The sequence below is a fragment of the Microlunatus antarcticus genome (assembly GCF_014193425.1).
Lineage (GTDB): Bacteria > Actinomycetota > Actinomycetes > Propionibacteriales > Propionibacteriaceae > Microlunatus > Microlunatus antarcticus.
The window spans coordinates 164,705-187,197 of sequence record NZ_JACHZG010000001.1; the positions used below are offsets into that span (position 1 = coordinate 164,705).

At 75.9% G+C, this 22,493-nt stretch carries 20 protein-coding genes; 14 read left to right on the forward strand and 6 right to left on the reverse strand.

The genetic code is table 11. The features are described from left to right. Nucleotides 1-3 precede the first annotated feature (3 nt). From FHX39_RS00855 to FHX39_RS00865, 3 genes are all read right to left on the reverse strand, one after another. Nucleotides 4-1,245, reverse strand: coding sequence for a glycosyltransferase (locus FHX39_RS00855; protein WP_183335963.1), 1,242 nt, complete (start codon nt 1,243-1,245; stop codon nt 4-6). Between the two features lie 110 nt (nt 1,246-1,355). Further along, nucleotides 1,356-2,339, reverse strand: coding sequence for a glycosyltransferase family 9 protein (locus FHX39_RS00860; RefSeq protein WP_332836598.1), 984 nt, complete (start codon nt 2,337-2,339; stop codon nt 1,356-1,358). Then, on the reverse strand, nt 2,336-3,436 hold the full coding sequence (locus FHX39_RS00865; RefSeq protein WP_198423210.1) for a glycosyltransferase family 9 protein: 1,101 nt from the start codon (nt 3,434-3,436) through the stop codon (nt 2,336-2,338). The genes FHX39_RS00860 and FHX39_RS00865 overlap by 4 nt, the downstream gene beginning before the upstream one ends. A 60-nt stretch (nt 3,437-3,496) precedes the next feature. Between FHX39_RS00865 and FHX39_RS00870 the strand changes: the two genes are divergently transcribed. From FHX39_RS00870 to rfaE2, 3 genes are all read left to right on the forward strand, one after another. Further along, the gene (locus tag FHX39_RS00870) at nt 3,497-4,111 is read left to right on the forward strand and encodes a DedA family protein (protein WP_183335965.1); all 615 of its coding nucleotides are present in this window, start codon (nt 3,497-3,499) and stop codon (nt 4,109-4,111) included. Between the two features lie 84 nt (nt 4,112-4,195). After that, a complete protein-coding gene (locus FHX39_RS00875) occupies nt 4,196-5,032 on the forward strand; it encodes an undecaprenyl-diphosphate phosphatase (protein ID WP_183335968.1) in 837 nt (278 codons plus the stop codon). A gap of 88 nt (nt 5,033-5,120) precedes the next feature. After that, entirely contained in the window at nt 5,121-6,614 is a 1,494-nt protein-coding gene (gene rfaE2, locus FHX39_RS00880; protein WP_183335970.1) for a D-glycero-beta-D-manno-heptose 1-phosphate adenylyltransferase, read from the forward strand. An 83-nt stretch (nt 6,615-6,697) separates the two neighbouring features. On the opposite strand, the gene FHX39_RS00885 is transcribed toward rfaE2, so the two are convergent. Next, nucleotides 6,698-7,819 carry a baeRF2 domain-containing protein gene (locus FHX39_RS00885; protein WP_183335972.1) on the reverse strand — a complete coding sequence of 374 codons (1,122 nt, stop codon included), beginning with the start codon at nt 7,817-7,819 and terminating at the stop codon, nt 6,698-6,700. 80 nt (nt 7,820-7,899) lie between these two features. On the opposite strand from FHX39_RS00885, the gene FHX39_RS21905 reads away from it, so the two are divergent. Next, nucleotides 7,900-9,534: a RecQ family ATP-dependent DNA helicase gene (locus tag FHX39_RS21905; protein WP_183335974.1), complete on the forward strand. Its 1,635-nt coding sequence runs from the start codon at nt 7,900-7,902 to the stop codon at nt 9,532-9,534. Nucleotides 9,535-9,541: 7 nt separating this feature from the next. Here FHX39_RS21905 and FHX39_RS00895 read toward each other — a convergent pair whose 3' ends face one another. Then, a complete protein-coding gene (locus FHX39_RS00895; RefSeq protein ID WP_183335976.1) occupies nt 9,542-10,963 on the reverse strand; it encodes an aldehyde dehydrogenase family protein in 1,422 nt (473 codons plus the stop codon). 365 nt (nt 10,964-11,328) lie between these two features. Beyond that, a complete protein-coding gene (locus FHX39_RS00900; RefSeq protein WP_183335979.1) occupies nt 11,329-12,108 on the reverse strand; it encodes a class I SAM-dependent methyltransferase in 780 nt (259 codons plus the stop codon). Between the two features lie 427 nt (nt 12,109-12,535). Between FHX39_RS00900 and ssd the strand changes: the two genes are divergently transcribed. From ssd to FHX39_RS00950, 10 genes are all read left to right on the forward strand, one after another. Beyond that, complete coding sequence (ssd, locus tag FHX39_RS00905; protein WP_183335981.1) at nt 12,536-13,630, forward strand: septum site-determining protein Ssd; 1,095 nt, start codon at nt 12,536-12,538, stop codon at nt 13,628-13,630. Continuing rightward, on the forward strand, nt 13,627-14,778 hold the full coding sequence (locus FHX39_RS00910; protein ID WP_332836599.1) for a TadA family conjugal transfer-associated ATPase: 1,152 nt from the start codon (nt 13,627-13,629) through the stop codon (nt 14,776-14,778). The genes ssd and FHX39_RS00910 overlap by 4 nt, the downstream gene beginning before the upstream one ends. Next, nucleotides 14,775-15,617 (forward strand): type II secretion system F family protein, encoded by an 843-nt coding sequence (locus FHX39_RS00915; protein ID WP_183335983.1) that lies wholly within the window; start codon nt 14,775-14,777, stop codon nt 15,615-15,617. Before FHX39_RS00910 ends, FHX39_RS00915 begins: the two co-directional genes overlap by 4 nt. A 1-nt stretch (nt 15,618) precedes the next feature. Further along, nucleotides 15,619-16,410 (forward strand): type II secretion system F family protein, encoded by a 792-nt coding sequence (locus FHX39_RS21910; RefSeq protein ID WP_183335985.1) that lies wholly within the window; start codon nt 15,619-15,621, stop codon nt 16,408-16,410. A 154-nt stretch (nt 16,411-16,564) separates the two neighbouring features. Then, a complete protein-coding gene (locus FHX39_RS00925; RefSeq protein WP_183335987.1) occupies nt 16,565-16,816 on the forward strand; it encodes a DUF4244 domain-containing protein in 252 nt (83 codons plus the stop codon). 71 nt (nt 16,817-16,887) lie between these two features. Continuing rightward, the gene (locus tag FHX39_RS00930) at nt 16,888-17,214 is read left to right on the forward strand and encodes a TadE family type IV pilus minor pilin (RefSeq protein ID WP_183335989.1); all 327 of its coding nucleotides are present in this window, start codon (nt 16,888-16,890) and stop codon (nt 17,212-17,214) included. After that, nucleotides 17,211-17,588, forward strand: a complete 378-nt coding sequence (locus FHX39_RS00935; RefSeq protein WP_198423211.1) for an Rv3654c family TadE-like protein — start codon at nt 17,211-17,213, stop codon at nt 17,586-17,588. Before FHX39_RS00930 ends, FHX39_RS00935 begins: the two co-directional genes overlap by 4 nt. A gap of 162 nt (nt 17,589-17,750) precedes the next feature. Continuing rightward, nucleotides 17,751-20,105: a sodium-translocating pyrophosphatase gene (locus FHX39_RS00940; RefSeq protein WP_183335991.1), complete on the forward strand. Its 2,355-nt coding sequence runs from the start codon at nt 17,751-17,753 to the stop codon at nt 20,103-20,105. A gap of 4 nt (nt 20,106-20,109) precedes the next feature. Beyond that, a complete protein-coding gene (locus tag FHX39_RS00945; RefSeq protein WP_183335993.1) occupies nt 20,110-20,922 on the forward strand; it encodes an AMP-binding protein in 813 nt (270 codons plus the stop codon). Next, entirely contained in the window at nt 20,919-22,454 is a 1,536-nt protein-coding gene (locus tag FHX39_RS00950) for a DUF7059 domain-containing protein (protein WP_183335995.1), read from the forward strand. The genes FHX39_RS00945 and FHX39_RS00950 overlap by 4 nt, the downstream gene beginning before the upstream one ends. Nucleotides 22,455-22,493 lie beyond the last annotated feature (39 nt).

Consider the following 22,493-nt stretch of genomic DNA (forward strand, 5'->3'; position numbering starts at 1 on the left):
GGCTCACGCCGGGCCCAGGGCGGGCAGCAGGCTCGCCCGGTGCTTCGGCGCGACCCCGGCGACCAGCGCCTCCTCGTAGACCTCGGCCGTCGCCGTGGCGACCGCGTCCCACGAGTAAAGCGACCGGGCCCGACGGACGCCGGCCCGCCCGTACGCCCGGCGCCGGGCCGGGTCGGCGAGCAGCCCGCGCAGGGCGGTGGCCAGCGCGGCCGGGTCCTGCGGGGGCACCAGGGCGCCGGTCTCGCCGTCGGCGACGGAGTCGAGCATCCCGCCGACGGCCGAGGCGACGACCGGGACGCCGCAGGCCATGGCCTCGAGGGGGACGAGACCGAACGGCTCGTACCAGGGCGTGCAGACGACGACGTCGCCGGTGCTGAGCAGGGCGGGCATGAGGAAGTGCCCGACCTGGCCGATGAGGTGGACGCGGTCGGCGACCCCCAGCCCGGCGGCGAGCGCCTGGAGGCGGAGCTGCTCGGCCTCGACGTGCCCGTCGTCCACGTGACCGCCGGCGACGACGAGCTCGACCCCGGGCAGGTCGACGAGCGACTCGACGACGGTGGCGTACCCCTTGCGCGGGACGAGCCGCCCGACGCTGACGATCCGGTACGGCTGGCGGCGGGGCGGGTCGTCCAGCGGGGCCGCGTCGGGGGTGAAGTGGCGGACGTCGACGCCGCAGGGGACGACGTCGACGCGCTCGAGGTCGACCCCCATCGCGGCGAGCTCGGCGACCTCGTCGCGGCAGGTGGCCACGACGCCGGCGGCGCGCGTGGCGACGGCGAGCTCGACGTCGACGCGCTCGGCCGGGCTGGTGTCCGCGTCACCCTGGTGGCGTTGCTTGACCGAGCCCAGCGCGTGGAACGTGACGAACGTGGGGATGCCCAGACCGCGCGTCGCGCGCGTCGCCGCCCAGCCGGACATCCAGAAGTGGGCGTGCACGACGTCCGCCGGGCGGCTCTGCAGGTGGCGGCGGAGCGCGTCCGCGAACCTCGGCATGAGGGGCCAGAGGTCGTCCTTGGCCAGCCGCTCGGCCGGGCCCGCGTCGAGGTGGACGACGTCGTAGCCGTCGTCGGTCCGGACCGACGACGGGAGCTCGACGGCGTCCCGGCGCGTGTAGACGACGACGTCGTGGCCGAGCCGCGTCAGCCCGCTCGCGAGCTCGGCGACGTGGACGTTCTGCCCGCCGGCGTCGACCGCGCCGATCGCGGCGAGGGGGCTCGCGTGCTCGGACACCAGAGCGATCCGCACACCATCTCCTTCGCCCGACGTCTGATCTGAGTACCTAGTACCACCCGGGGCCTGAACCAAACCGCCCCGACGTTACGGGGTCGTGACCGGAGGGTTCCACGTCTGCGGGGTCACGCCCGGAGCAGACGCTCGGCGGCCCCGAGCACGTCGTCGACCGTCACGGCGAGCAGGGCCGGGTCGGGCTCGGGGGCGAAGACGTCGCCGCGGCGCACGCGCTCGTCGGTGAGGACGACGTGCGGCCCGCCGGGCGGCGGGCCCCAGCGGGCGACCGGGGCGGGGCCGAACAGCACGACGGACGGCGTCCCGTACGCGGTGGCCAGGTGCGCCGCCCCGGTGTCGACCGTGACGACCAGCGCGGCGTCGGCCACCAGGGCGGCCAGCTCGGCCAGACCCGTACGCCCGGCCAGGTCCGCGCCCTGCGGCAGCCCGGCGGCCACGGCGATCGCTCCCGCCCGTTCCTGCTCGGCCGCGGAGCCGGTGAGCACGACCCGGTGCCCGGCCGCCGTCAGCGTGCGGGCCACGGCGGCGAAGCGTTCGGCGGGCCAGGAGCGGGACCCGTACGCCGCCCCGACGTGGACGACGACCGCACCGGGTGCCGGGCTCGGGACGGAGGGACGTCGCAGGCCGAGCGCCGCCGGGTCGTCGGGGTCGTCGGCGTCGCGGGCGAGCCCGTGGTGGCGCAGGAGATCGAGCCACCGGAGGCGTTCGCCGACCTCCTCGACCCATGCCGGCCCGTCCCAGCCCGGCGCCGCGTGCCCGACCCGGTGCCGCGGCGCGAGCGCGTCGAGGCGGGCGTGGCTCTGCGGTCCGCGGCCGTGGAGGTTCACCGCGAGGTCGGGCGGACCCCCGCCCACCTCGGGCAGCGGCTCGTCGAGCCCGGCCACCGGGAGCAGGGTGTCGACGGCGTCGACGAGGTCGACGACCGGGCCCAGCCACGCGGGCGCGGCGAGGACGACACGGTGCTCCGGCCGGGCCCGGCGCAGCGCCCGCAGGGCGGGCACGGAGACCAGCAGGTCACCCAGGCCCAGCGCGCGCAGCACGAGGGCGACGGGGCGGTCGTCCTGCGCTCGGGCGACCACGGCGGGGACGCTCACGACAGGTCCCGTGGGGTGTCGAGGAGGTCGAGCACGTCGGCGAGCACCGGCTCGACCCCGACGTCGGCCACCCACGACTCCTGGTGGTCGCAGCGGCGGTCGTCGCCCTGCGCGAGGGGGGCGCCGCAGCGTGGGCAGTGCAGGACCCAGCCGGGCAGCACCCGGTGCCGGCGGCGGGCGACCGGCGCGGCGTTGATCATGTTCGGGCCCCAGAACACCCCGACCGTCGCCGTGCCGACGGCCATGGCCACGTGGCGCGGGCCGGAGTCGTTCGCCAGCACCACGTCGCTGTCCTCGAGGAGGTCGACCAGCGCGGGCAGGCCGATCGTGTCGGCGACGGAGGTGACGAGCGGGCTCTCCGCGTACGCGACGATCGCGGCCGCGGCGTCACGGTCGCTCGCGTCCCCGACCACGACGACCTCGACGCCCCGCTGGGCCACGGCGGCCGCGACCTCGGCGAAGCGTCGCGCCGGCCAGCGGCGCCGGGGGTCGGTGGCGCCGGGGTGCACGACGAGCCGCGGCGCGGCCCCTGGACGGGGACGGCGGTTGGCCCGGCCGCGGAGCCGCGCCTCCAGCTGGACCGCCGGGGCGCCCGCGAGCGCCGCGACCTCGAGCCAGCGCTGCGTCTCGTGCTGGAAGTAGCGGTAGGGGAGGTCGCGCTCCAGCTGCGGCGCGCCGGGGGCGGCGGTCCCCACGGTGTGGCGGGCCCCCAGCCGCAGCAGGAACGGGTTGGAGTTGCCGCCGCCCCCGTGGGCCTGGACGGCGAGGTCGAGGTCGAGCCCGCGGACCCGGGCGACGTACGCGTCGGTCGCCGCCGGGTCGACGCCTGCGCCCTCGCGCACGCCCGGGTGGACGGGCAGGACCTCGACCGCGCTGAAGGGGGCGGGCCGGTCGGCCAGCAGCGCCGCGTGGGACGGCATGCCGAGCAGGACGATCTCGGCCCCGGGGTACGCCGCGGCGAGCGACTCGACGGCGGGCAGCACGAACATGAGGTCGCCGATGCCCCCGCCGCGCAGCACCGCGATCCGCCGGACGTCGTCGAAGCGCGGCCCCAGCTCGCCGACGAGGGTGCCGGACGGGAACGACGGGGGCTGCACAGGCGTCAGGATAGAGAGCCTGCTCGGTCGAGCGGCCCAGCGCGAGGGAGAGGTCGGTCGTTGACGCAGCTCGTCGCCTGGCTGCTGGCCCTGCCGCCGGCGCTCGTGCTGGTGGCCGCGCTCGTGCTCCCGGCCGTGGAGGCCTCCGCCCTGGTCGGGCTGGTCGTGCCCGGGGAGACGGCCGTCTTCGTGGCCGGCGTCGTCGCGCACGGGGGCCGGCTCCCGCTCGCCGCGGTCATCGCCGCTGCGGCCGTGGGGGCGGTCGTGGGCGACCAGATCGGCTACCGGCTGGGCCGGCGCTGGGGTCCGGGCCTGGTCGGCCGGCTGCCCGTCCGGCTCCGCGGCCGCGCGGAGCAGGTGACGGGCTTCGTCGCCCGCCGCGGTCGCTGGGCCGTGCTGCTCGGTCGCTGGACCGCGCTGCTGCGGGCCCTCGTGCCCGGCGTGGCCGGGGCCAGCGGAATGGCGAAGCGTGACTTCCTCGTGTTCAACGTCCTCGGCGGCGTGACCTGGGCCGTCGCGATCGCCTCGCTGGGCTACGGGGCCGGGGCGGCGTACGCGTCCGTGCTGACCCGGGTGAACCACGCGAGCGAGATCGCCGTGGGGGTCGTCGTCGTGCTGGTCGTGGCCTGGGTGCTCGTCCGACGCGTGCTGCGGAGGCGGGGCGCGGAGCTGTGACCCCGGGCTACCACGAGCCCGGGGGACGTTCGCTGAGGAGGAGGAATCGGTCCTGGAGGCCGATCACCCCTAGGCTTCCGGCCCATGAACTTCTGGCAGGCGATCCTTCTCGGCGTCGTCGAGGGCATCACCGAGTTCCTGCCGGTGTCGAGCACCGGGCACCTCACGATCGTGGAGAAGCTGCTCGGCCTCAGCGTCGACGACCGGGGCGTGACCGCCTTCACCGCGGTCATCCAGGTCGGCGCGATCCTCGGCTCGATCGTCTACTTCCGTGGCGACATCATCCGGCTCGCGACCGCCTGGTTCCGGGGGCTGGCGAACAAGGCGGCGCGCGCCGAGCGCGACTACAAGATGGCCTGGCTCGTCATCGCCGGGTCGATCCCGATCGGGATCGTCGGCTTCGCGGCCCGTGACCTCATCACCGGGCCGCTGCGCAGCCTCTGGTTCGTCGTGGCCGGGCTCGTGGTCTGGAGCTTCGTCATGATCCTCGCCGAGCGCTACGGCCGGCAGGACCGCGGCGAGGAGAGCCTGACGCTCAAGGACAGCCTGGTCGTCGGGTTGTTCCAGTGCATCGCGCTGATCCCCGGCGTCTCGCGCTCGGGGGCGACAATCAGCGCCGGCTTGTTCCGGGGGCTCGACCGCGTGTCGGCCACCCGCCTCGCGTTCTTCCTGGCCATCCCGGCGCTGACCGCGGCGGGCGTCTTCGAGGCGGTCGGCAGCGCCGACGACATCGCCTCCTCGGTCGGCTGGGGCCCGACGATCGTCGGCACCGTCGTCAGCCTGGTCGTCGCGCTCGCGGCCATCGCGTGGCTGCTGCGGATCGTGGCCAAGTTCCCCATCACGGTCTTCGTGGCCTACCGGCTGGTCCTCGCGGCCGTCGTCGCCGTCCTGCTGCTGACCGGCGTGGTCGACGCCCGCTGACGGGTCGGGCTCCCCGGGCCCCGGGCCCGGGTTCGGCCACGATGGCGGCTCGTGCGGGCAGGGGTCCCGCGCAGGACGAGGAGACGTGATGCAGGCCGCAGGGTGGGAAGACGGCGGGCGCGGGCGGCTGCTCGGGCCGGAGCTGCCGCTGGCGCTGCGCGACCGCGCCCCCCGGGTCACGGTGGTCGGCGACCCGATCCTCGACGGCTGGTGGCGCGGGCGTACGGAGCGCATGTCCCGTGAGGCGCCGGCGCCCGTGGTCGAGGTCTTCGAGCGCCGTCACGTGCCGGGCGGGGCAGCCAACACGGCGATGAACCTGGCCGCCCTCGGGGCGCAGGTCGGTCTGGTCGGCGTCGCGGGCGACGACGAGGCCGGCCGCATGCTGCACAGCCTCCTCGAGGCCGCCGGGGTCGACGTCTCCGGCCTGGTCCTCGCCCCCGAGGTCCGCACGACCACGAAGGTCCGGATCGTCGGCGGCGAGCAGATCCTGCTGCGCATCGACGAGGGCACCGACGTCGCGCCGCCGGAGGAGCTCCGCGACCGTGCGGCCGTCGCCGCCGCGGCGGTCCTGCGGCGCAGCGACGCCGTCGTGGTCTGCGACTACGGCTCCGGCCCCTCGCCCGCCCTGGTGGAGGCGCTGCTGCGCGACCGGCCGGCGCTGCTGGTCGTGGACGCGCACGACCCCGCGCCCTGGGCCCAGGTCGCCCCCGACCTCGTCACCCCGAACGCGGGGGAGACGTTCCGGCTGCTCGGCCGGACGCCGCCGACGTCGGCGCGCGTCGAGTCGGTGCACGCCGCCGCCGCCGAGATCCTCGAGCGCACCGGTGCGACGCAGGTCGTCGTCACGCTCGACGCGGAAGGCGCCGTGCTGCTCGACGCCACCGGGGTCCTGCACCGCACGACGGCGCGCCCGGTGCTGGACAAGCAGGCGAGCGGGGCGGGCGACACGTTCGTCGCCGCGCTCACCCTGGCCCGCGCCGCCGGCGTCGAGCTGCCCGTGGCGCTGGAGCTGGCGCAGGCGGCGGCCGACGTGGTGGTGCACCGCTCGGGCACCTCGGTCTGCACCGCCGACGACCTGGCCGACCACCTCGGGCGGACGTCGGAGCGGGTCATGCCCCACGCGGAGCTGGCGCTGCGGGTGCAGGCGGAGCGGGCGGCCGGCCGTCGGGTCGTGCTGACCAACGGCTGCTTCGACGTTCTGCACCGCGGGCACACGACCTCGCTGGCCCAGGCCGCCCGGCTGGGCGACCTGCTGGTCGTCGCGGTCAACAGCGACGACTCGGTCCGCCGGCTCAAGGGCCCCCAGCGGCCGATCAACACCGCCGCGGACCGGGCGAGCGTGCTCGCCGCGCTCAGCTGCGTCGACTACGTGACCGTGTTCGAGACCGACACCCCCATCCCGCTGCTGGAGCTGCTGCAGCCCGACGTCTACGCCAAGGGCGGCGACTACACGCCCGAGATGATGGCCGAGACCCCCGTGGTCCGCGCGTACGGCGGCGAGGTCCGGATCCTCGACTTCGTCCCGGCGCACTCCACGACGGACGTCGTCACCCGGATCCGGAGCCTCGCGCCCGAGGCCTGAGCCGGGGTCGTTCCCCGGGCGTAGAGACGACGCTGCCCGCCCCCGACGACGTCCGGGGCGGGCAGCGCTGTCGTACGGGTGCGTCAGTGCAGGTCGTCGCTCGAGGTCGTCGACGCGTCGGCGGTGTTGTCCCAGCGCAGCAGCGCCGCGACGGGCTCCCCGCCCAGGGTGCCCACGCGCTCGATCCGGACGTCGGCGTCGGTCAGCGCCGCCAGGGCGACCAGGACCTGGTCGGCGGGCAGCGGCTGACCGGGGTCGATGATCCCGATGCTGAGCCCGGGGTGCTCGGCCAGGGTCACCGAGGTCTCCGCGGCGGCGACCGGGTCGAGCAGCAGGGTGTCGACCTGGCCGACGACCAGGGCGTCGAGCACCTCGCCGACGCCGGAGGCACCCCGGCTGCTGGAGCCCGCGGCGCGCTCGCCGAGGCGCTGCTTCAGCTGGGCGAGGACGTCGAGGTTCGCGGCGACGACCTGCCCGCGCAGGGCCTCGGCGATCTCCTCGTCGAAGGCCGCGTCACCGCCGTCCTCGTTGCGGCGCCCGCCCTGCAGCTCGACGACCTCGGCCTCGAGGTGCTTGAGCTTGGCCCGGACCTCGCTCACGGCGTCCGGCTCGCCCCCGAGGAGCACGAGCGACGGGCCGGCGGTGACCTGACGGGTGATCTCGGCCGCGACGTCGTCGGCGCTGCGCTTCCACTCCTCCTCGACGGAGCCCTCGCGGCTGTCGTCGCCGGTCTTGTGGAGGAAGTTGCTGTCGCCGCCCGCCTCCTGCTCCTCGCGCAGCGGGCCGCTCGCGCCGTCGCTGTACGTGGACACGTCGCCGCCGGCGTGGTCGACGCGGGCGAGCACGAACGGGACGACCAGCGTGGCGTCGGCGAGCCACGGCCCGAGGTCGGGCAGGGCGCCCCACGACGTCGTCGGCTGCGGGCGGCGGCCGCGGACGAGGGCGGAGAAGACCACGCCGCTCGCGCTGGCGACGACCACGCGGGCCACCTCGCCACCCTCGTGGGTGCTGGCGCCGAGCGCCTCCTGGAGAGCCTCGGCGACGTCGGTCGGGCAGCCGGCGGCGACGAGCTCGTCGTGGGCGGCACGGGCGGTCAGCGTGACCTCGTCGTCGCCGGCCGCGGCCACGCGGCTGACGTCGGCGTACGCCGTCGCGAAGGGGCCGGGATCGTTCGCGAGCACCTGGGACAGGGCGGGAAGCTTCATGGCTCCGACGCTACCGGGCGCCGTGGCGACCAGGATGGGACCCCGGGGGCGGCGTCCGAGGGGCCTGCCGCGGGTAAGCGGTGCCCGTGGGTGCGGGCGGTGCGGAGAACGACGGGGGAGACCGGGTGCCGGACAGGATCGACGAGGCCGCCAGCGCGGTGTTCGGGCACGAGCGGCTCCGGGCCGGGCAGCGCCCGGCGGTGGAGGCGCTGCTGGCCGGGCACGACGTGCTCCTCGTCCAGCCGACCGGGGCCGGGAAGTCGCTGGCCTACCAGCTGGCCGCGGTGCTGATGGACGGGCCGACGCTCGTGGTCTCGCCGCTGCTCGCGCTGCAGCAGGACCAGACCGACCACCTGGCCGCGTACGGCGGCCGGACGCGGGCCCGCCGGGTCTCGTCGGCGGAGACGCCCCGGCAGCGCGAGGAGGCGCTCGAGGCCGCGGCGCGCGGCGAGGTCGAGTTCCTGTTCCTGGCGCCCGAGCAGCTGGCGAACGACGCCGTCCACGCCGCGGTCGGGGCCCTGCGGCCGAGCCTCGTCGCCGTCGACGAGGCGCACTGCGTGTCGTCGTGGGGCCACGACTTCCGCCCGGACTACCTGCGCCTCGGCGAGCTGCTCGACGGCCTCGACGCACGGATCATCGCCATGACCGCGACGGCGTCCCCACCGGTCCGCAGCGACATCCAGGAGCGGCTGCACCTGCAGGACCCGACGGTGGTCGTCGGCGGCGCCGCCCGGGAGAACATCGACCTGGCCGTCCGGCGCTGCCTCGACGAGCGTGACCAGGAGCAGAAGGTCGTCGCCCACACGGCCGGGGCCGCGGGCAGCGGGATCGTCTACGTCGCCACCCGCCGGGCCGCCGAGCGTTACGCGGGGCTGCTCGCCGACGCGGGCCGGACGACGACGGCGTACCACGCGGGGCTGGCGAAGAAGACGCGCGAGCAGGCGCAGGCCGACTTCATGACGTCCGAGGTGGACGTCGTCGTCGCCACGTCGGCCTTCGGGATGGGCATCGACAAGGCGGACGTGCGGTGGGTGGTGCACGCCAACATCCCGGAGTCGCCCGACGAGTACTACCAGCAGGTCGGTCGGGCGGGGCGCGACGGGGCACCGTCGCAGGGCGTGCTCTTCTACCGCCCCGAGGACCTCGCCCTGCTCAAGTTCCAGACCGTCGCGGTGCCCTCCGCGGCGCAGGTGACCCGCGTGCTCGGTGCGCTCGCGACGCTGCCCGACGCCGCGCCGGCCGAGCAGGCGGAGGCGGCCGGGGTCAGCGCCCGCAGGCTGACCCGGATTGCCAACCTCGTGGTCGAGGCCGGGGACGAGGGCGACACCGTCGGCGTCGAGGACGTCCGCGGCCGGGCCGAGGGCTACCGCGCCCTGCAACGGTCCCGGGTCGACATGGTGCGCGGCTACGCCGAGACGCGGCGCTGCCGGCTCCAGTTCCTGCTGGCCTACCTCGGCGAGGACGGCTCACCGCGCTGCGAGCGCTGCGACAACTGCCGCTCCGGCGCCGCGGCGGACGAGGACGAGGAGACGGCCACGGCCGAGCCCTCGCCCTTCGTCGCCGAGCAGCCGGTGCACCACGCCGCCTTCGGTGACGGCGTGGTGATGAGCGTCGAGGGCGACGAGGTCACCGTGCTCTTCGACGACGTCGGCTACAAGACCCTCTCGGTGCCCACCCTGGTCGAGCACGACCTGCTCGAGGTGCGGGTGGTCTGAGGCGGGGTCAGCCCCGGGCGCGGAGCACCGGGCGCCCGATGTGGACGACCTTGCGCGTGGTCATCTCGTCGAGCAGCTCGGGACCGTAGCCGAAGCCGCGCCCGCTGGCCCCGCGCGGCTCGGCGGCCCCGCCCGGGGCGCCCCCGAAGACGGCGTTCACCTTGACCGTGCCGACCGGCAGCCGCCGGATCGCCTCCGTCGTGTGCTCCAGCGAACCCGTCAGCACGGTGGCTGCGAGCCCGTAGCGGGACGCGACCGCGCGGTTCAGCCCGTCCTCGAAGCTCGCGACGACCTGGACCGGGGCCACCGGGCCGAAGGTCTCCTCCCGCATCAGGTCGTCGGTCGACGCGACGTCGACGACGACCGTCGCCGGGTAGTGCGCGCCAGAGCCCGCGGGGATCTTGCCGCCCGTGAGCACACGCGCGCCGCCGGCCACGGCCGCCGAGACCTGACGGTGGACCTCGGCCCGCATGCGGGTGTCGACGAGCGGGGCCATGCCGTCCGCGTTCCACCTCTCGGCCTCGGCCACCAGCGCCGCGACGAACTCCTCGGCGACGTCCGCGTGGACGTAGACGCGCTCGACGGAGGTGCAGATCTGGCCGCTGTTCGCGTACGCGCCGAGGGCGGCCTGGCCCGCGGCCCAGACCGGGTCCACGTCGGCGTCCACGAGGAGGGCGTCGTTCCCGCCGTTCTCCAGGACGAGGTGGGCGCCCGTGTGCAGCGCCTCGGCGGCGATGGCCTGCCCGGTGGCCGTCGAGCCGACGTGGGCGATCGCGTGGACCGCGGCGGAGCGCACCAGGGCGGCACCCGTACGCCCGTCCCCGGTCACAGTCGTCAGGACGCCGTCGGGCAGCGGGGCCGACCAGATCTCGCCGAGCAGCGCCCCGACGTGCGGGCAGCGCTCGCTGGGCTTGTGGACGACCGTGTTGCCCGTGACGAGCGCGGCCCCGATCAGGCCGGCGGCGACGGCGACGGGATCGTTCCAGGGGGTGATGGCGGCGACGACGCCCCGCGGCTCGGGCCGGGTGTAGTCGACGGCGACGTCCGCCCCGCGCAGGCTGTGGGTGCGGTGCAGCGGCCCGAGCTCGGCGTACTGGCGCAGCGTCCCGACGGCCGCGTCCACCCCGCCCCGGGCGTCACCGGCCGGCTTGCCGGTCTCCCGGGTGTTCAGCGCGGCCACCTCGTCGGCCCGGGCGGCGAGCCCGTCGGCCATGGCGTGCAGGAGCGCACCCCGCGCGGCCGGCGGGGTCGCGGCCCAGGCCTCGGAGGCCCGGACGGCGGCCTCGACGGCGCCGGCGACGTCCGCCTCGTCGGCGCTGTGCACCGTGCCGACCGGGCTGCCGTCCTGCGGGTCGACGATGGTGATGGTGCGCGAGCCGTCAGGGTCGTCGCTCGCGCGGGCGGTGCCGGGCTGGTCGAGCAGGGTCACGGTTCTTGGCCTCCGTCAGGTGCTGGGCATCGTTCTCGGTCGTGCTGGTCCGGCTGGTGCACGCCAGGCCCGGGGCGGGCTCGCGTGCAGAGTTCTTCTTACCCGAGCCGGCCGGCCGGAACCGACCGGCGGTGCGGACCGGTGGTGCGGACCGGGCGATGCAGATCGGCGGGGCTGGACCGCGTGTTCCTTGTGTCAGATGGTGCGGGCGGGGTACTAATGAGACATACCGGGGCGCCGACCCTGGTGCGGAGGGTGACGACGCCCAGTGCCGGGGTGCTGACCCGGCCTCGGGCGCGTCGCCCTCCGCGACGCCCCCGCTGACCTGCGCGACGTACGGGCTCCGGAGGCGGTGCGCGAGAACCTCAGACGGCGATGGTCAGAGCCGGGTCGTCGTCGATCGACAGCTCGGTGTGGTCGACCTGAGCGCGCCAGCAGCTCGTGCGGAACGGCAGCAGCAGCGGCTCGGGTGCGCGGGCCGACGAGTCGTACAGGGCCCCGACCTCCGCCAGCAGGTCCTCGCGCTCGGCCGCCGGCAGCGCGGCGACGGCCGAACGCCGGCTGGCCATCGTGACCAGCCCCTCGCGGGTCGTCGGCACCCACGCCCGGAAGTCGCGGCGCTCGAGGGAGTGGAAGTAGGGGCTCTCGCCCACCTCCGCGACCGATGCGTCGCCGTAGGCCCCCTGCATCGCGGAAGGGTCCACGCGCTGCAGGATGCCCATCAGGCGCCGCACCCAGGGAACGGTGTCGTCGCGGGTCTGGTAGACGACGGCGAGGTGGCCGCCCGGCCTCAGCACGCGGGCGATCTCGGTGACGGCGAGGCCGGGGGCGAAGCGGTGCAGCGTCTGCGATGCGCTGACCACGTCGAAGTGGCACGAGAGGTAGGGCATCGACTCGACCTGCCCGGCGACGTGCAGCCGGGTCCCGAGCCGCCCCGGGAGGGTCGCGACCCGTGCGGGGTCCTGGTCGAGGCAGAAGACCTCGTGGCCGGCGTCGGCGAGCGTCGAGGCGAAGGCGCCTCTCCCCGAGCCGAGGTCGAGGACGCGGACGGGCTCCTCGCCCAGCAGCCAGTCGACGGCGGCGGGGGTCAGCGCACCGCTTCCCCGGGGGCCCGGGCGGCTGCCGGAGGAGGGGGCGGGGGGCATGGCGCAAACGGTAGCCGTGGACCGGGACGGGCCGGCGTCGGCGCGCCTGCCGCAGCGGGCGGCGCCCTCCGGAGGAGGTGGTCCGGCGCCGGGTGACCAGGCGTGCGTGTGCAACGTTGGCCCCGGTCGAGCCGAGGACGCAACTCCCTGTGTCAATGGGTGATCGCCGCGTGGGTACCCGGCGTCGGACCGAGATGGTGCGGGCCTCGCGACCCGCGATCTCCTGTCTCCGAGTGTGCACCCGATCCTCGCTCTTGTGAAGTGGCTCACAGGACTTCTTTCGTTTGGCGGCGTTCCCTCACCACCACTCTGGCGACGCGTCCCGGAATCGTGCCGCTGTCCACAGGGGCGGGGCGCGACGTCCGGATCTGTCCACAGGCGGCGCTCGACCCGGCACGCGGCGCCGGTCCGTCCCCAAGGTGTGGACGTGCCACGACCGAGTCCTCCACCGCCGCACCCGGCGCCCGAGCCGGGTCCCCGCGTCCTGGTCCTGACGGCCGACGCTCTCCTCGCGCGCCATCTGCTCTCCGTCGTCGCCGCGGTGGGGCTCGCGCCCGACCTGGCGGCGGAGGACGACGAGGTGCGTCGCGCGTGGCGCACCTCCTCGGCCGTCCTCGTCGGGTGGGACCGGGCGAGCACGGTGAGCGCGCTCGCGCTCCCCACGCGCCCGGAGGTCTACGTCGTGGGTCGCGACGACGACCGGGTCGAGACCTACGCCTGGTCCACGCGGCTGCGTGCGGCCGCCGCCCTGCTCCCGGACGGCGCCGCCGACCTGGCCGCAGCCCTGTCCGCCCTGGCCGCCGAGGCCGGACGGGGTCTGGTCCTGGCGCTCGCCGGCGGGTCCGGCGGGGTCGGGACGTCGACCCTCGCGGCCGCTCTGGCGTTCGCCGCCGCCCGCGAGGACCTGCGCACGCTGCTGCTCGACACCGACCTGGGTGGCGGCGGCATCGACGTCCTCCTCGGGGCCGAGCACCTGCCGGGCTGGCGCTGGAACCGTCTGGAGGCAGCCCGCGGCCACCTCGGCGACCTCGCCGGCCAGCTCCCGCACTGCGACGGGGTCGACGTGCTCGCGGTGGACCGACCCGGCCGTCCGGGCACGGCCCTGCGGCCCGAGCAGCTGGCGGCGGTGCTCGACTCCGCCGCGCGCGGCAACGACGTGACCGTCGTCGACCTGCCCCGTCATCTCGACGCCGCCCACGAGGAGGTCCTGCGGCGGGCCGACCGCGTCCTGCTGCTGACCCGGGCCGACGTCCGGGGTGTCGCGGCCGCCGACCACGCCGCCCGGTCGCTCGGCCCGCGCTGCCGCGAGCTCGAGGTGGTCGTCCGGACGGGTCCGGGGCGCACGCTCGCGCCGGGCCTGGTCGCCGACGCGCTCGACCTGCCGTTGGCCGGGGTGCTCGAGGAGGACCAGGCCGTGCGCAGCGCGGCGGAGCGGGGGGACCCGCCGGGCCGGTCATCCCGGTCGTCGCTCGCCCGGCTCTGCGGCCGGCTCCTGCGCGCCGAGACCGAGGTGGCGGCGTGAGCGCGCTCGAGGAGCTCGAGCCGATCCGGACGCGGCTGGCCCGGCTCGGCCGGGCGCACACCCCGGCGGACGTCGCGGAGGCGATGCGGGCCGAGGGCCGGGTGATGAGCGACTCCGCGCTGATCGACACCCTGGACCTCCTGCACCGGCACAGCGTCGGAGCGGGCCCGCTCGAGGCGCTGCTCGCCGAGCCGGGCGTGACCGACGTGGTGGTCAACGGCGCGGACCAGGTCTTCGTGGACCGGGGGCGCGGGCTGGAACGTACGCCGGTCCGCTTCTCCTCGGAGTCGGAGGTGCGCCGGCTCGCCCAGCGGCTGGCGGCCTCGGTCGGTCGCCGCCTGGACGACGCCGTCCCCTTTGTCGACGCCCGCCTGGCCGACGGCAGCCGCGTCCACGCGGTCCTCGGGACCGTCGCCGACCCGGGCACGTGCATCAGCCTCCGGGTCCCGGCCAGCCGGACGTTCTCCCTCGCCGACTGCGTGGCCTCCGGATCCCTCACCCCGGGTGCGGCCGAGCTGCTCGCCCGGATCGTCGGGTCGAGACTGGCCTTCCTCGTCAGCGGGGGCACCGGCAGCGGCAAGACCACGCTCCTGGCCGCGCTGCTGGCCCTCGTCCCGCCGACGGAGCGGATCGTGGTGGTCGAGGACTCCCGCGAGCTGGCGCCTGCGCACCCGCACGTGGTCCGGATGGAGGGGCGCCCGGCCAACTCCGAGCTCGCCGGCGCCGTCACCCTGACCGACCTCGTACGGCAGTCCCTGCGGATGCGGCCCGACCGGCTCGTGGTCGGGGAGGTGCGCGGTCCCGAGATCGCCGACCTCCTCACGGCCATGAACACGGGGCACGAGGGCGGCTGCGGGACCGTCCACGCCAACTCCTCCGCCGACGTCCCGGCCCGTCTCGAGGCGCTGGCCGCCCTGGCGGGCCTGTCCCGGCTCGCGGTCCACGCGCAGATCGCCTCGGCGCTGCACGCCTCGGTCCACATCACCCGGGACGCCCACGGGCGCCGGCGCGTCAGCGAGATCTCGGTGTTTGCGCGCGACGCGGCGACGGGCCTGACCCGGACGGAGCAGGCCGTGGCGTTCGACGCGGACGGGACGACCCGGGTCGGCCCCGGTGGTCCGCGGCTGGAACGGATGCTCGCCCGATGAGCGCTGGCCTGGCCGCCGTCCTGACCGTGGTGCTGGCCGCCCTCACCGCCGCGCTCGCCGTGCCCCGGTCGGCGGCCGCACGTTCCCGGGCGCGGCTGGGACGGTCGCCGACCACGACGACCGCGTCGACCGGGCCGCTGCGGCGTCGGCGGGGCGCGGCCGTGCTCGCGCTGGCGTCGGGCTCGGCCGTCGTGGTCGCGTCGGCCGCCGTCGGCGGGGTCCGTGGGGCCGTGCTCGGCACGGCGGTGACGATCGCCGGTGGGACCGTCGTCCGCATCGTCGTGCTCCACGCCCGCGACCGGGCCGCCCGCCGGGCCCAGACCGAGGTCGCGCGGGCCTGCGGTGTCCTCGCGTCCTACGTCCGGGTCGGGCAGGTGCCGGCCGACGCGCTGGTCCTCGTCGCCGCGGACTGCCCCGTGCTCGCCGAGGCGGCGGCCGTGCAGCGGATCGGTGGCGACGTCCCCGACGCGCTGCGGGCCCACGCCGGACGCCCCGGCCACGGTGGCCTGCTGGACCTGGCCCGGGCCTGGCAGGTCTCGTCCTCGACCGGCGCGCCCATGGCGCCGGCCCTCGAGGAGGTCGCCTCGGGGCTGGCGTCGGACGAGTCCCTGCGCTCGGTCGTGTCGGCCGAGCTCGCGGCTCCGCGCTCGACCGGCAAGGTCATGGCGGTCCTGCCGCTCGTCGGCATCGCCCTCGGTTACCTGCTGGGCGGTCGGCCGCTGGAGTGGCTGGTGGCGGCACCGGTGGGTTGGGCCTGCCTGCTGGTGGGACTGCTGCTGGCGGCTGGCGGAGTCCTCTGGATCGAGCGGCTCGCCCGCGCCGCCGCCGCCGGGGGCTGAGGTGGCGCCCCCTGACCCGGCGGCGGTCTCGTCCTGGGTGTGGGCGGCCTCCGTCCTCGCCGGGCTGACGACGTTCGCGCTGCTGCCGCCCTCGCGCCGCCCGGGGGACCTCGAGCCCGCAGCGCAGAACCGGTCGTCGCGGCCGGCGGGCTGGATCCGTGGGCGCGAGGACGCCGTGCCGGTGGTGCGGCGGGTCTGGCTCGGGGTGGTCCTCGGCGCGGTGGCGGTGCTGCTCGCGGTGAGGTCCGGCCTGGGTGCCGGGTGGGCCTGGCCCCTCGGGCCGCTGGCGGCGCTGGCGGTCGTGGTCCTGCTCGGCCGGGTGGAGCCGGTCGCCGTCCGACGGCGACGGCAGGTGCTCGTGCTGCAGACCCCGCAGGCGCTCGAGCTGATGGCGTCGTGCCTGGCCGCGGGCCTCCCGGTCCGCGGGGCGTGCGCCGTGGTGGCCGACGCGTTCGAGGGGCCGGTGGGGGAGGACCTCGGCCGGGTCCGGGCGTCGACCGACCTCGGGGTGGCGGACGTGGACGCCTGGCTCCAGCTGGCCGACCACGCCCAGCTGGGGCCGGCGGCCGCCGACCTCGCGCGCTCCGTCGAGTCCGGCACGCTGCTCGTGACGACCCTGCGCCACCACGCTGTGCAGGCGCGCGCTCGCCGCGAGGCGGCGCTCCAGGTCGTCGCCCGCAGCGTCGGCGTCCGCAGCGTGCTGCCGCTGATGACCTGCTTCATCCCGGCCTTCCTCCTGCTCGGGGTCGTCCCGACCGTCGCCTCCGCGCTGGGTCGTGCGCTCGCGCTGTGAGCGGGCCGCCCGTCCACAGGCCCGACGGCCCGGGGCGGGGTCCGTCCACAGGCCCCGACCCGACCGGCCCGTCCGGCGTTCCGTCCTGAGACTCCCGGTGCGTCCGGGCGGACGCCCCGTCCCGGTGGGGCGGGATGACCTGAGGAGGTCGGAGATGGAGCAGGTGCAGGACGCGGTGGCGGCGACGGACGAGAAGGGGCGCGCGGTCGTGTGGGCCCCGTCGGTGCCCGTGCGGAGCCCGCGCACCGAGCGCGGCATGGTCAGCGCCGAGTGGGCGGTGGGCATCGTCGCGGCGGTCGCCATCGCCGGGGTGCTGCTCGCGGTGGTGACGTCCGGGGCGGTCAAGGCCGCGCTGCTCGGGATCGTGCTCAAGGTGCTGAGCACGTTCCTGAAGTTCGCTCACTGAGGCCGGGGCGTCGCACGGTGGACAGGAGCGGGACGTCCGGACGGACGGTGCGGCGCCCGGGGGAGCGGGGGATGGTGACGGCCGAGCTGGCCGTCGCCACCCTCGCGGCCCTCGCGCTGCTCGGGATGATGCTGTGGGGGATCTTCCTCGTGGTCGTCGAGCTGCGGTGCGTCGACACCGCGGCGGCCGTGGCCCGCCAGGCGGCCCGCGGCGACGCCCAGGGGGTGCGGATGGCCAAGGCGGCCGCACCGGCCGGCGCGAGCGTGACCACGAGCACCCGCGCGGGGGTCGTGACCGTGACGGTCCGGGTCCGGGCCCGGCCGATCGTGGAGGGCCTGCCCTCGGTGCCGCTGGCCGCACAGGCGCGTGTGGCCAAGGAGCCCGGGGGTGACTGGTGACCGGCCGTCCGAGCGGACGCCGCGACGAGCGGGGCAGCGGGTCGCTGCTGGTCGTCGGGGTGATGGGGGTCGTCGGGGTCGTGGCCATGATGGCGGTGGTGGCGGCGGCCTACCTGGTGGCGGGCCACCGGGCCCACGGTGCGGCCGACCTGGCCGCGCTCAGCGGGGCGGCGGCGTACGCGGAGGGGCGTCCGCCCTGCCCGGCCGCCGCCCGGCTCGCCCGGGTGAACGACGCCCGGCTGGTCCGGTGCGACCGGGTGGGTGACGACGTCGACTACGTCGTGAGCGTGACCGTCGATGTCGAGGTCGGGCTGCGCGTCCCGGGCCTCCCGCGGGCGCTGAGCGGCCGGGCGCACGCCGGCCCGGTGGCCTGACCCGGTGGACGCCGCGGGCGCGCGTACGGCGCACGACCGAACCAGTGACGCATGTGGTTAGACTGCGCCGGTCTGAGCACGAGGACGTGTGCGCCTGGCTGGCCGGAGACGCGCCGCCGTGACCTTCGTACGCGTCCCCCGAAGCACCCAGGAGGACCCCCGATGAACGTCACGACGTTGTCCGCAGGCAACCTCACCCTCGTCGCCATCGTGGGTGTCATCGCGCTGATCGCGCTGTTCATGGCCTGGAGGTTCCGGGCCGAGGTGCTCTCCGCCGCCGACGGCACCCCGGCGATGCAGGACATCGCCCGCGCCGTGCAGGAGGGCGCGACCGCGTTCCTGAGCCGGCAGTTCCGCACGCTCGGGGTCTTCGCGGTCATCGCGTTCTTCCTGCTGCTCGCCCTGCCCGCCCACACCGACTCCGAGGGTGCGCACTGGGGGCTGCGGATCGCCCGCTCGATCGCCTTCCTCGCGGGTGCGGTGTTCTCGGGCCTGATCGGCTACCTCGGCATGTGGCTGGCCACGCGCGCCAACCTCCGCGTCGCCGCGGCCGCCCGGGCGGGCATCGCGGGCCGCACGCCGGCGATCAAGATCGCCTTCCGCACCGGCGCCCACGTCGGCATGGCGACCGTCGGTCTCGGTCTGCTGGGTGCCGCCTTCGTCGTCTTCGTCTTCCGGGGCGACGCCCCGACGATCCTCGAGGGCTTCGGCTTCGGCGCCGCGATGCTCGCCATGTTCATGCGCGTGGGCGGTGGCATCTTCACCAAGGCCGCCGACGTCGGCGCCGACCTCGTCGGCAAGGTCGAGCAGAACATCCCCGAGGACGACCCCCGCAACGCCGCCACCATCGCCGACAACGTGGGCGACAACGTCGGTGACTGCGCCGGCATGGCCGCCGACCTCTTCGAGTCGTACGCGGTCACGCTGGTCGCCTCGCTCATCCTCGGCAAGGCCGCCTTCGGCGAGGCCGGCCTCGTCTTCCCGCTCATCGTCCCGGCGATCGGTGTGGTCACCGCGCTGATCGGCATCTTCCTCACGCGCCCCCGGGCCGGGGAGAACGCGCTCCGCACGATCAACCGGTCCTTCTACCTCTCGGCCGGGATCTCCGCCGTGCTCTGCGCCATCGCGAGCTTCGCCTACCTGCCGAGCGACTTCGCCGACCTGGGCGCCGGCACGACTGCGCCGATCGACGACCCGCGGGTCGTCGCCATCGGCGCCGTGATCATCGGCATCGTCCTCGCCGCCGCGATCCTCAAGCTCACCGGCTACTACACCGGGACCGAGGACAAGCCGGTCAAGACCGTCGGCGAGACCTCGCTCACCGGCGCGGCGACGGTCATCCTGTCGGGCATCTCGCTCGGCCTGGAGTCCGCCGTCTACACCGCGCTCGTCATCGCCGCCGCGGTCTACGGCGCCTTCCTGCTGGGCGGGTCCGGGATCGTCGGTCTCTTCGCCATCGCGCTCGCCGGCTGCGGCCTGCTGACCACGGTCGGCGTCATCGTCGCCATGGACACGTTCGGCCCCGTCTCCGACAACGCCCAGGGCATCGCCGAGATGTCCGGCGACGTGCACGGCGAGGGCGTCCAGGTCCTGACCGAGCTCGACGCGGTCGGCAACACCACCAAGGCCATCACCAAGGGCATCGCGATCGCGACCGCCGTGCTGGCCGCCACCGCGCTGTTCGGCTCGTACACCGACTCGATCCGCAGCGTGCTGGTCGAGCGCTACCAGACCTTCGTCGACGAGTCGGTCGTCTTCTCCCCGCAGACCCTGGTCGGCCTGATCATCGGCGCGGCCGTCGTTTTCCTCTTCTCCGGGCTCGCCATCAACGCGGTTAGCCGCGCGGCCGGTGCCGTGGTCTACGAGGTGCGTCGCCAGTTCCGCGAGATCCCCGGGATCATGGACGGGACGGGCAAGCCGGAGTACGGCAAGGTCGTCGACATCGTCACCCGCGACTCGCAGCGCGAGCTGGCGACGCCGGGCCTGCTGGCCATCTGCGCCCCGATCGCGGTCGGCTTCGGCCTCGGCGCCCCGGCGCTGGCCGGCTACCTCGCCGGCGCCATCGCCTGCGGCACGCTGATGGCGGTGTTCCTGGCCAACTCCGGTGGCGCGTGGGACAACGCGAAGAAGCTCGTCGAGGACGGCCACCACGGCGGCAAGGGCTCGGCCGCCCACGAGGCGACGATCATCGGTGACACCGTCGGCGACCCGTTCAAGGACACCGCCGGCCCGGCCATCAACCCGCTGATCAAGGTCATGAACCTGGTCGCCCTGCTGATCGCGCCGGCCGTCGTGGCCATGTCGCCGCTCAGCAGCGACCCGAACGGGCTGCGCTTCGTCATCGCCCTCGCCGCCGTCGCGATCATCGTCGTCATGCTCGTGATCAGCGCGCGTCGCGGGTCGGTGCTGCACGACGACGGCGGCTCGTCCAGCACGCCGTCGTTGGGCTCGGGTGGCCGCACCCAGGGCCCGGCGCAGACCGAGGTCTCGACCCCGGTCGAGCGCAACCCCAGCTGACCCCGTGGCCCGCCCCGCCCGCGATCCCGGCGCGCTGGACTGGTTCACCCGGCCGTCCTCCACGTCGACCGGGACGCTCAACCTCGCCTACAACGCGCTCGACCGCCACGTCGTGCGTGGACTGGCCGACGAGGCAGCGCTGCTGGACCCCTTCGCCGAGCAGGGGTCACGCACCTCCTACTCGTACGCCGACCTCCTCGAGCAGGTCGGCCAGCTCGGGGGAGCGTTCCGCGAGCTGGGGGTGACGCCGGGCCGGTACGTCCTGCTCGCCCTGCCGCTCGGACCGGAGCTCCTCTTCGGCCTGCTCGCCTGCGCCCGCCTGGGCGCGGTCGCGGTGCCGCTGGTCGACGCCGAGCCGGCCGACGTCCGCCGGCTCGGGAACGACCCGGCCACCGCACCGCCGACGGTCGTCGTCGTGGACGGCGAGCGTCGCGCGGCGCTCGACCCGGTCCTCGAGGAGGTCGGGATGACCCCGACCTACGAGGTGGTGCGGCACCCCGCCCCCGGCACGGTCGACGCGACCCTGGGGTCCTTCGACCTCGCGGTCCTGATGCGGCCGGGCTCGTTCCAGCCGGCGGCGTGCGCCGAGCTGGCGCCCGGGAGCCCGTTCCTCGTCCGGTCGTCCACGCAGGACGCGGCCGAGCCCCCGAGGGTCTTCGACCAGCTCTGGGCCGCCGACCTCGCCGACACCGCGGTCCGCGCCGGGTGGGCGCCGGGGAGCTACGTGGCCCCGGCCGACGACCCCACCGACGCGGCCCCGTACGCGGCGCTGCTCGCACCCCTGATGCTCGGCGCCGCCGTCGAGCTGCGCCGATGACCGCTCCGACGACCGGTGACGGCGCGCCCGGGCGGCTGCTCACCCCGGCCGCCTGCGCCGACCTGACGGCGGCGTTCGCCGAGCACGCGTACGAGGTCGACGCCGTCGTGGCGGCGATCGGCGAACCCGCCCACGCCGCGCTCGCCCGGAACGCGACCGTCCCGGCCCGCCTGGCCCTCACCGGTCGGGACGACCCGCTCGCCACGCTCACCCGGCTGTGGCTGCTGCAGGACCGCGTGCCGCGCCGCGACCTCGACCGGGCGCTGCCCGGCCTCGTCCCGACCCTCGCCGACGCCGGGATCCTCCAGGCCGACGACGACACGGTCCTCGCCCTCGTCGACCTGCGGCCGTACGCCTCCGACGACGGTGCGTCGGGCTGGATCGCCTCCGACCTGACGCCGGGCCTCGACACCCGCATCACGCCGATGCGGCCCGACTTCGTGCTGGGCGTCTCGTCGGCGTCCTCGACGCTCGCCCAGATGACCGTCCGCCGTCCGGTCGCCCGGGCCCTGGACCTCGGCACCGGCTGCGGCGTGCAGAGCCTCCACCTCGCGCGGCACGCCCGCGAGGTCGTGGCCACCGACCTCAACCCGCGCGCCCTTCTCCTGGCCCGGCTCACCGCCGACCTCAACGGCGTCGAGGTCGACCTGCGCCAGGGCGACCTCTACGCCCCCGTCGCCGGGGAACGTTTCGACCTCGTCGTCACCAACCCGCCGTACGTGCTCTCCCCGCCGACCGGCGAGCGCCTCACCTACCGCGAGGGCACCCGGACGTCGGACGGCCTGGTCGAGGCGGTCGTGCGCCAGGGCGTCGAGCACCTCACCGACGGCGGCGTGCTGCAGGTCCTCGCCAACTGGGCCCACGTCCGCGGCGAGGACTGGACCGACCGCGTCGCCGCCTGGGTGCCCGCGGGCTTCGACCTGCACGCCGTCGAGCGCGAGGTGCTCGACCCGTACGCCTACGTCGAGCTCTGGCTCGCCGACGCCGGGCTGACCGGGGCGCCCGACTACCTCGAGCGGTACGCCGCCTGGTGCGCCTACTTCGACCGGCTCGGCATCGAGGGCGTCGGGATGGGCTGGTTGCTGGTCCGCGGGCCGGGCGGCGCCGGCTCCGGCACGGGCCCCGCGCACCGCACGCTCGAGTCCTGGCCGTACGGCGTCGAGCAGCCGGTCGCCCCGGCCTTCGCCCGCGAGCTGGACGTCGTCGACGCGCTCCGCGGGCGCACCGCCGACGAGGTCCTCGACACCGCCTGGACGCTGGCTCCCGACGTGGTCGAGGAGACGTTCGGGGCACCGGGGGCCGACGACCCCTCCTCGATCGTCCTGCGCCAGCAGCGCGGGCTGCGTCGCGCCGTCGCGCTCGACACCGCCGCCGCCGGCGTGCTCGGGGCCTGCGACGGAGACCTCCCCCTGCGGACGCTGGTGGAGACCGTGGCCGGGCTGCTCCGGGTGGACGCCGCGCCGCTGGCCGCCGCGCTCGTCGACCGGGTCCGGGACCTCGCCGTGGACGGGCTGCTCACCGCCGACCGTTGATCCCGGAATGGTGGAGCGCGCTGCATCGTTGGCGGCTCG

Bases quoted from the DNA above. Each gene is read 5' to 3' on its own strand.
- FHX39_RS00875 (WP_183335968.1), top strand. From the start codon at position 4,196: ATGAACTTCTGGCAGGCGATCCTTCTCGGCGTCGTCGAGGGCATCACC.
- rfaE2 (WP_183335970.1), top strand. From the start codon at position 5,121: ATGCAGGCCGCAGGGTGGGAAGACGGCGGGCGCGGGCGGCTGCTCGGG.
- FHX39_RS00885 (WP_183335972.1), bottom strand. From the start codon at position 7,819: ATGAAGCTTCCCGCCCTGTCCCAGGTGCTCGCGAACGATCCCGGCCCC.
- FHX39_RS00900 (WP_183335979.1), bottom strand. From the start codon at position 12,108: ATGCCCCCCGCCCCCTCCTCCGGCAGCCGCCCGGGCCCCCGGGGAAGC.
- FHX39_RS00915 (WP_183335983.1), top strand. From the start codon at position 14,775: ATGAGCGCTGGCCTGGCCGCCGTCCTGACCGTGGTGCTGGCCGCCCTC.
- FHX39_RS00925 (WP_183335987.1), top strand. From the start codon at position 16,565: ATGGAGCAGGTGCAGGACGCGGTGGCGGCGACGGACGAGAAGGGGCGC.
- FHX39_RS00930 (WP_183335989.1), top strand. From the start codon at position 16,888: ATGGTGACGGCCGAGCTGGCCGTCGCCACCCTCGCGGCCCTCGCGCTG.
- FHX39_RS00940 (WP_183335991.1), top strand. From the start codon at position 17,751: ATGAACGTCACGACGTTGTCCGCAGGCAACCTCACCCTCGTCGCCATC.
- FHX39_RS00950 (WP_183335995.1), top strand. From the start codon at position 20,919: ATGACCGCTCCGACGACCGGTGACGGCGCGCCCGGGCGGCTGCTCACC.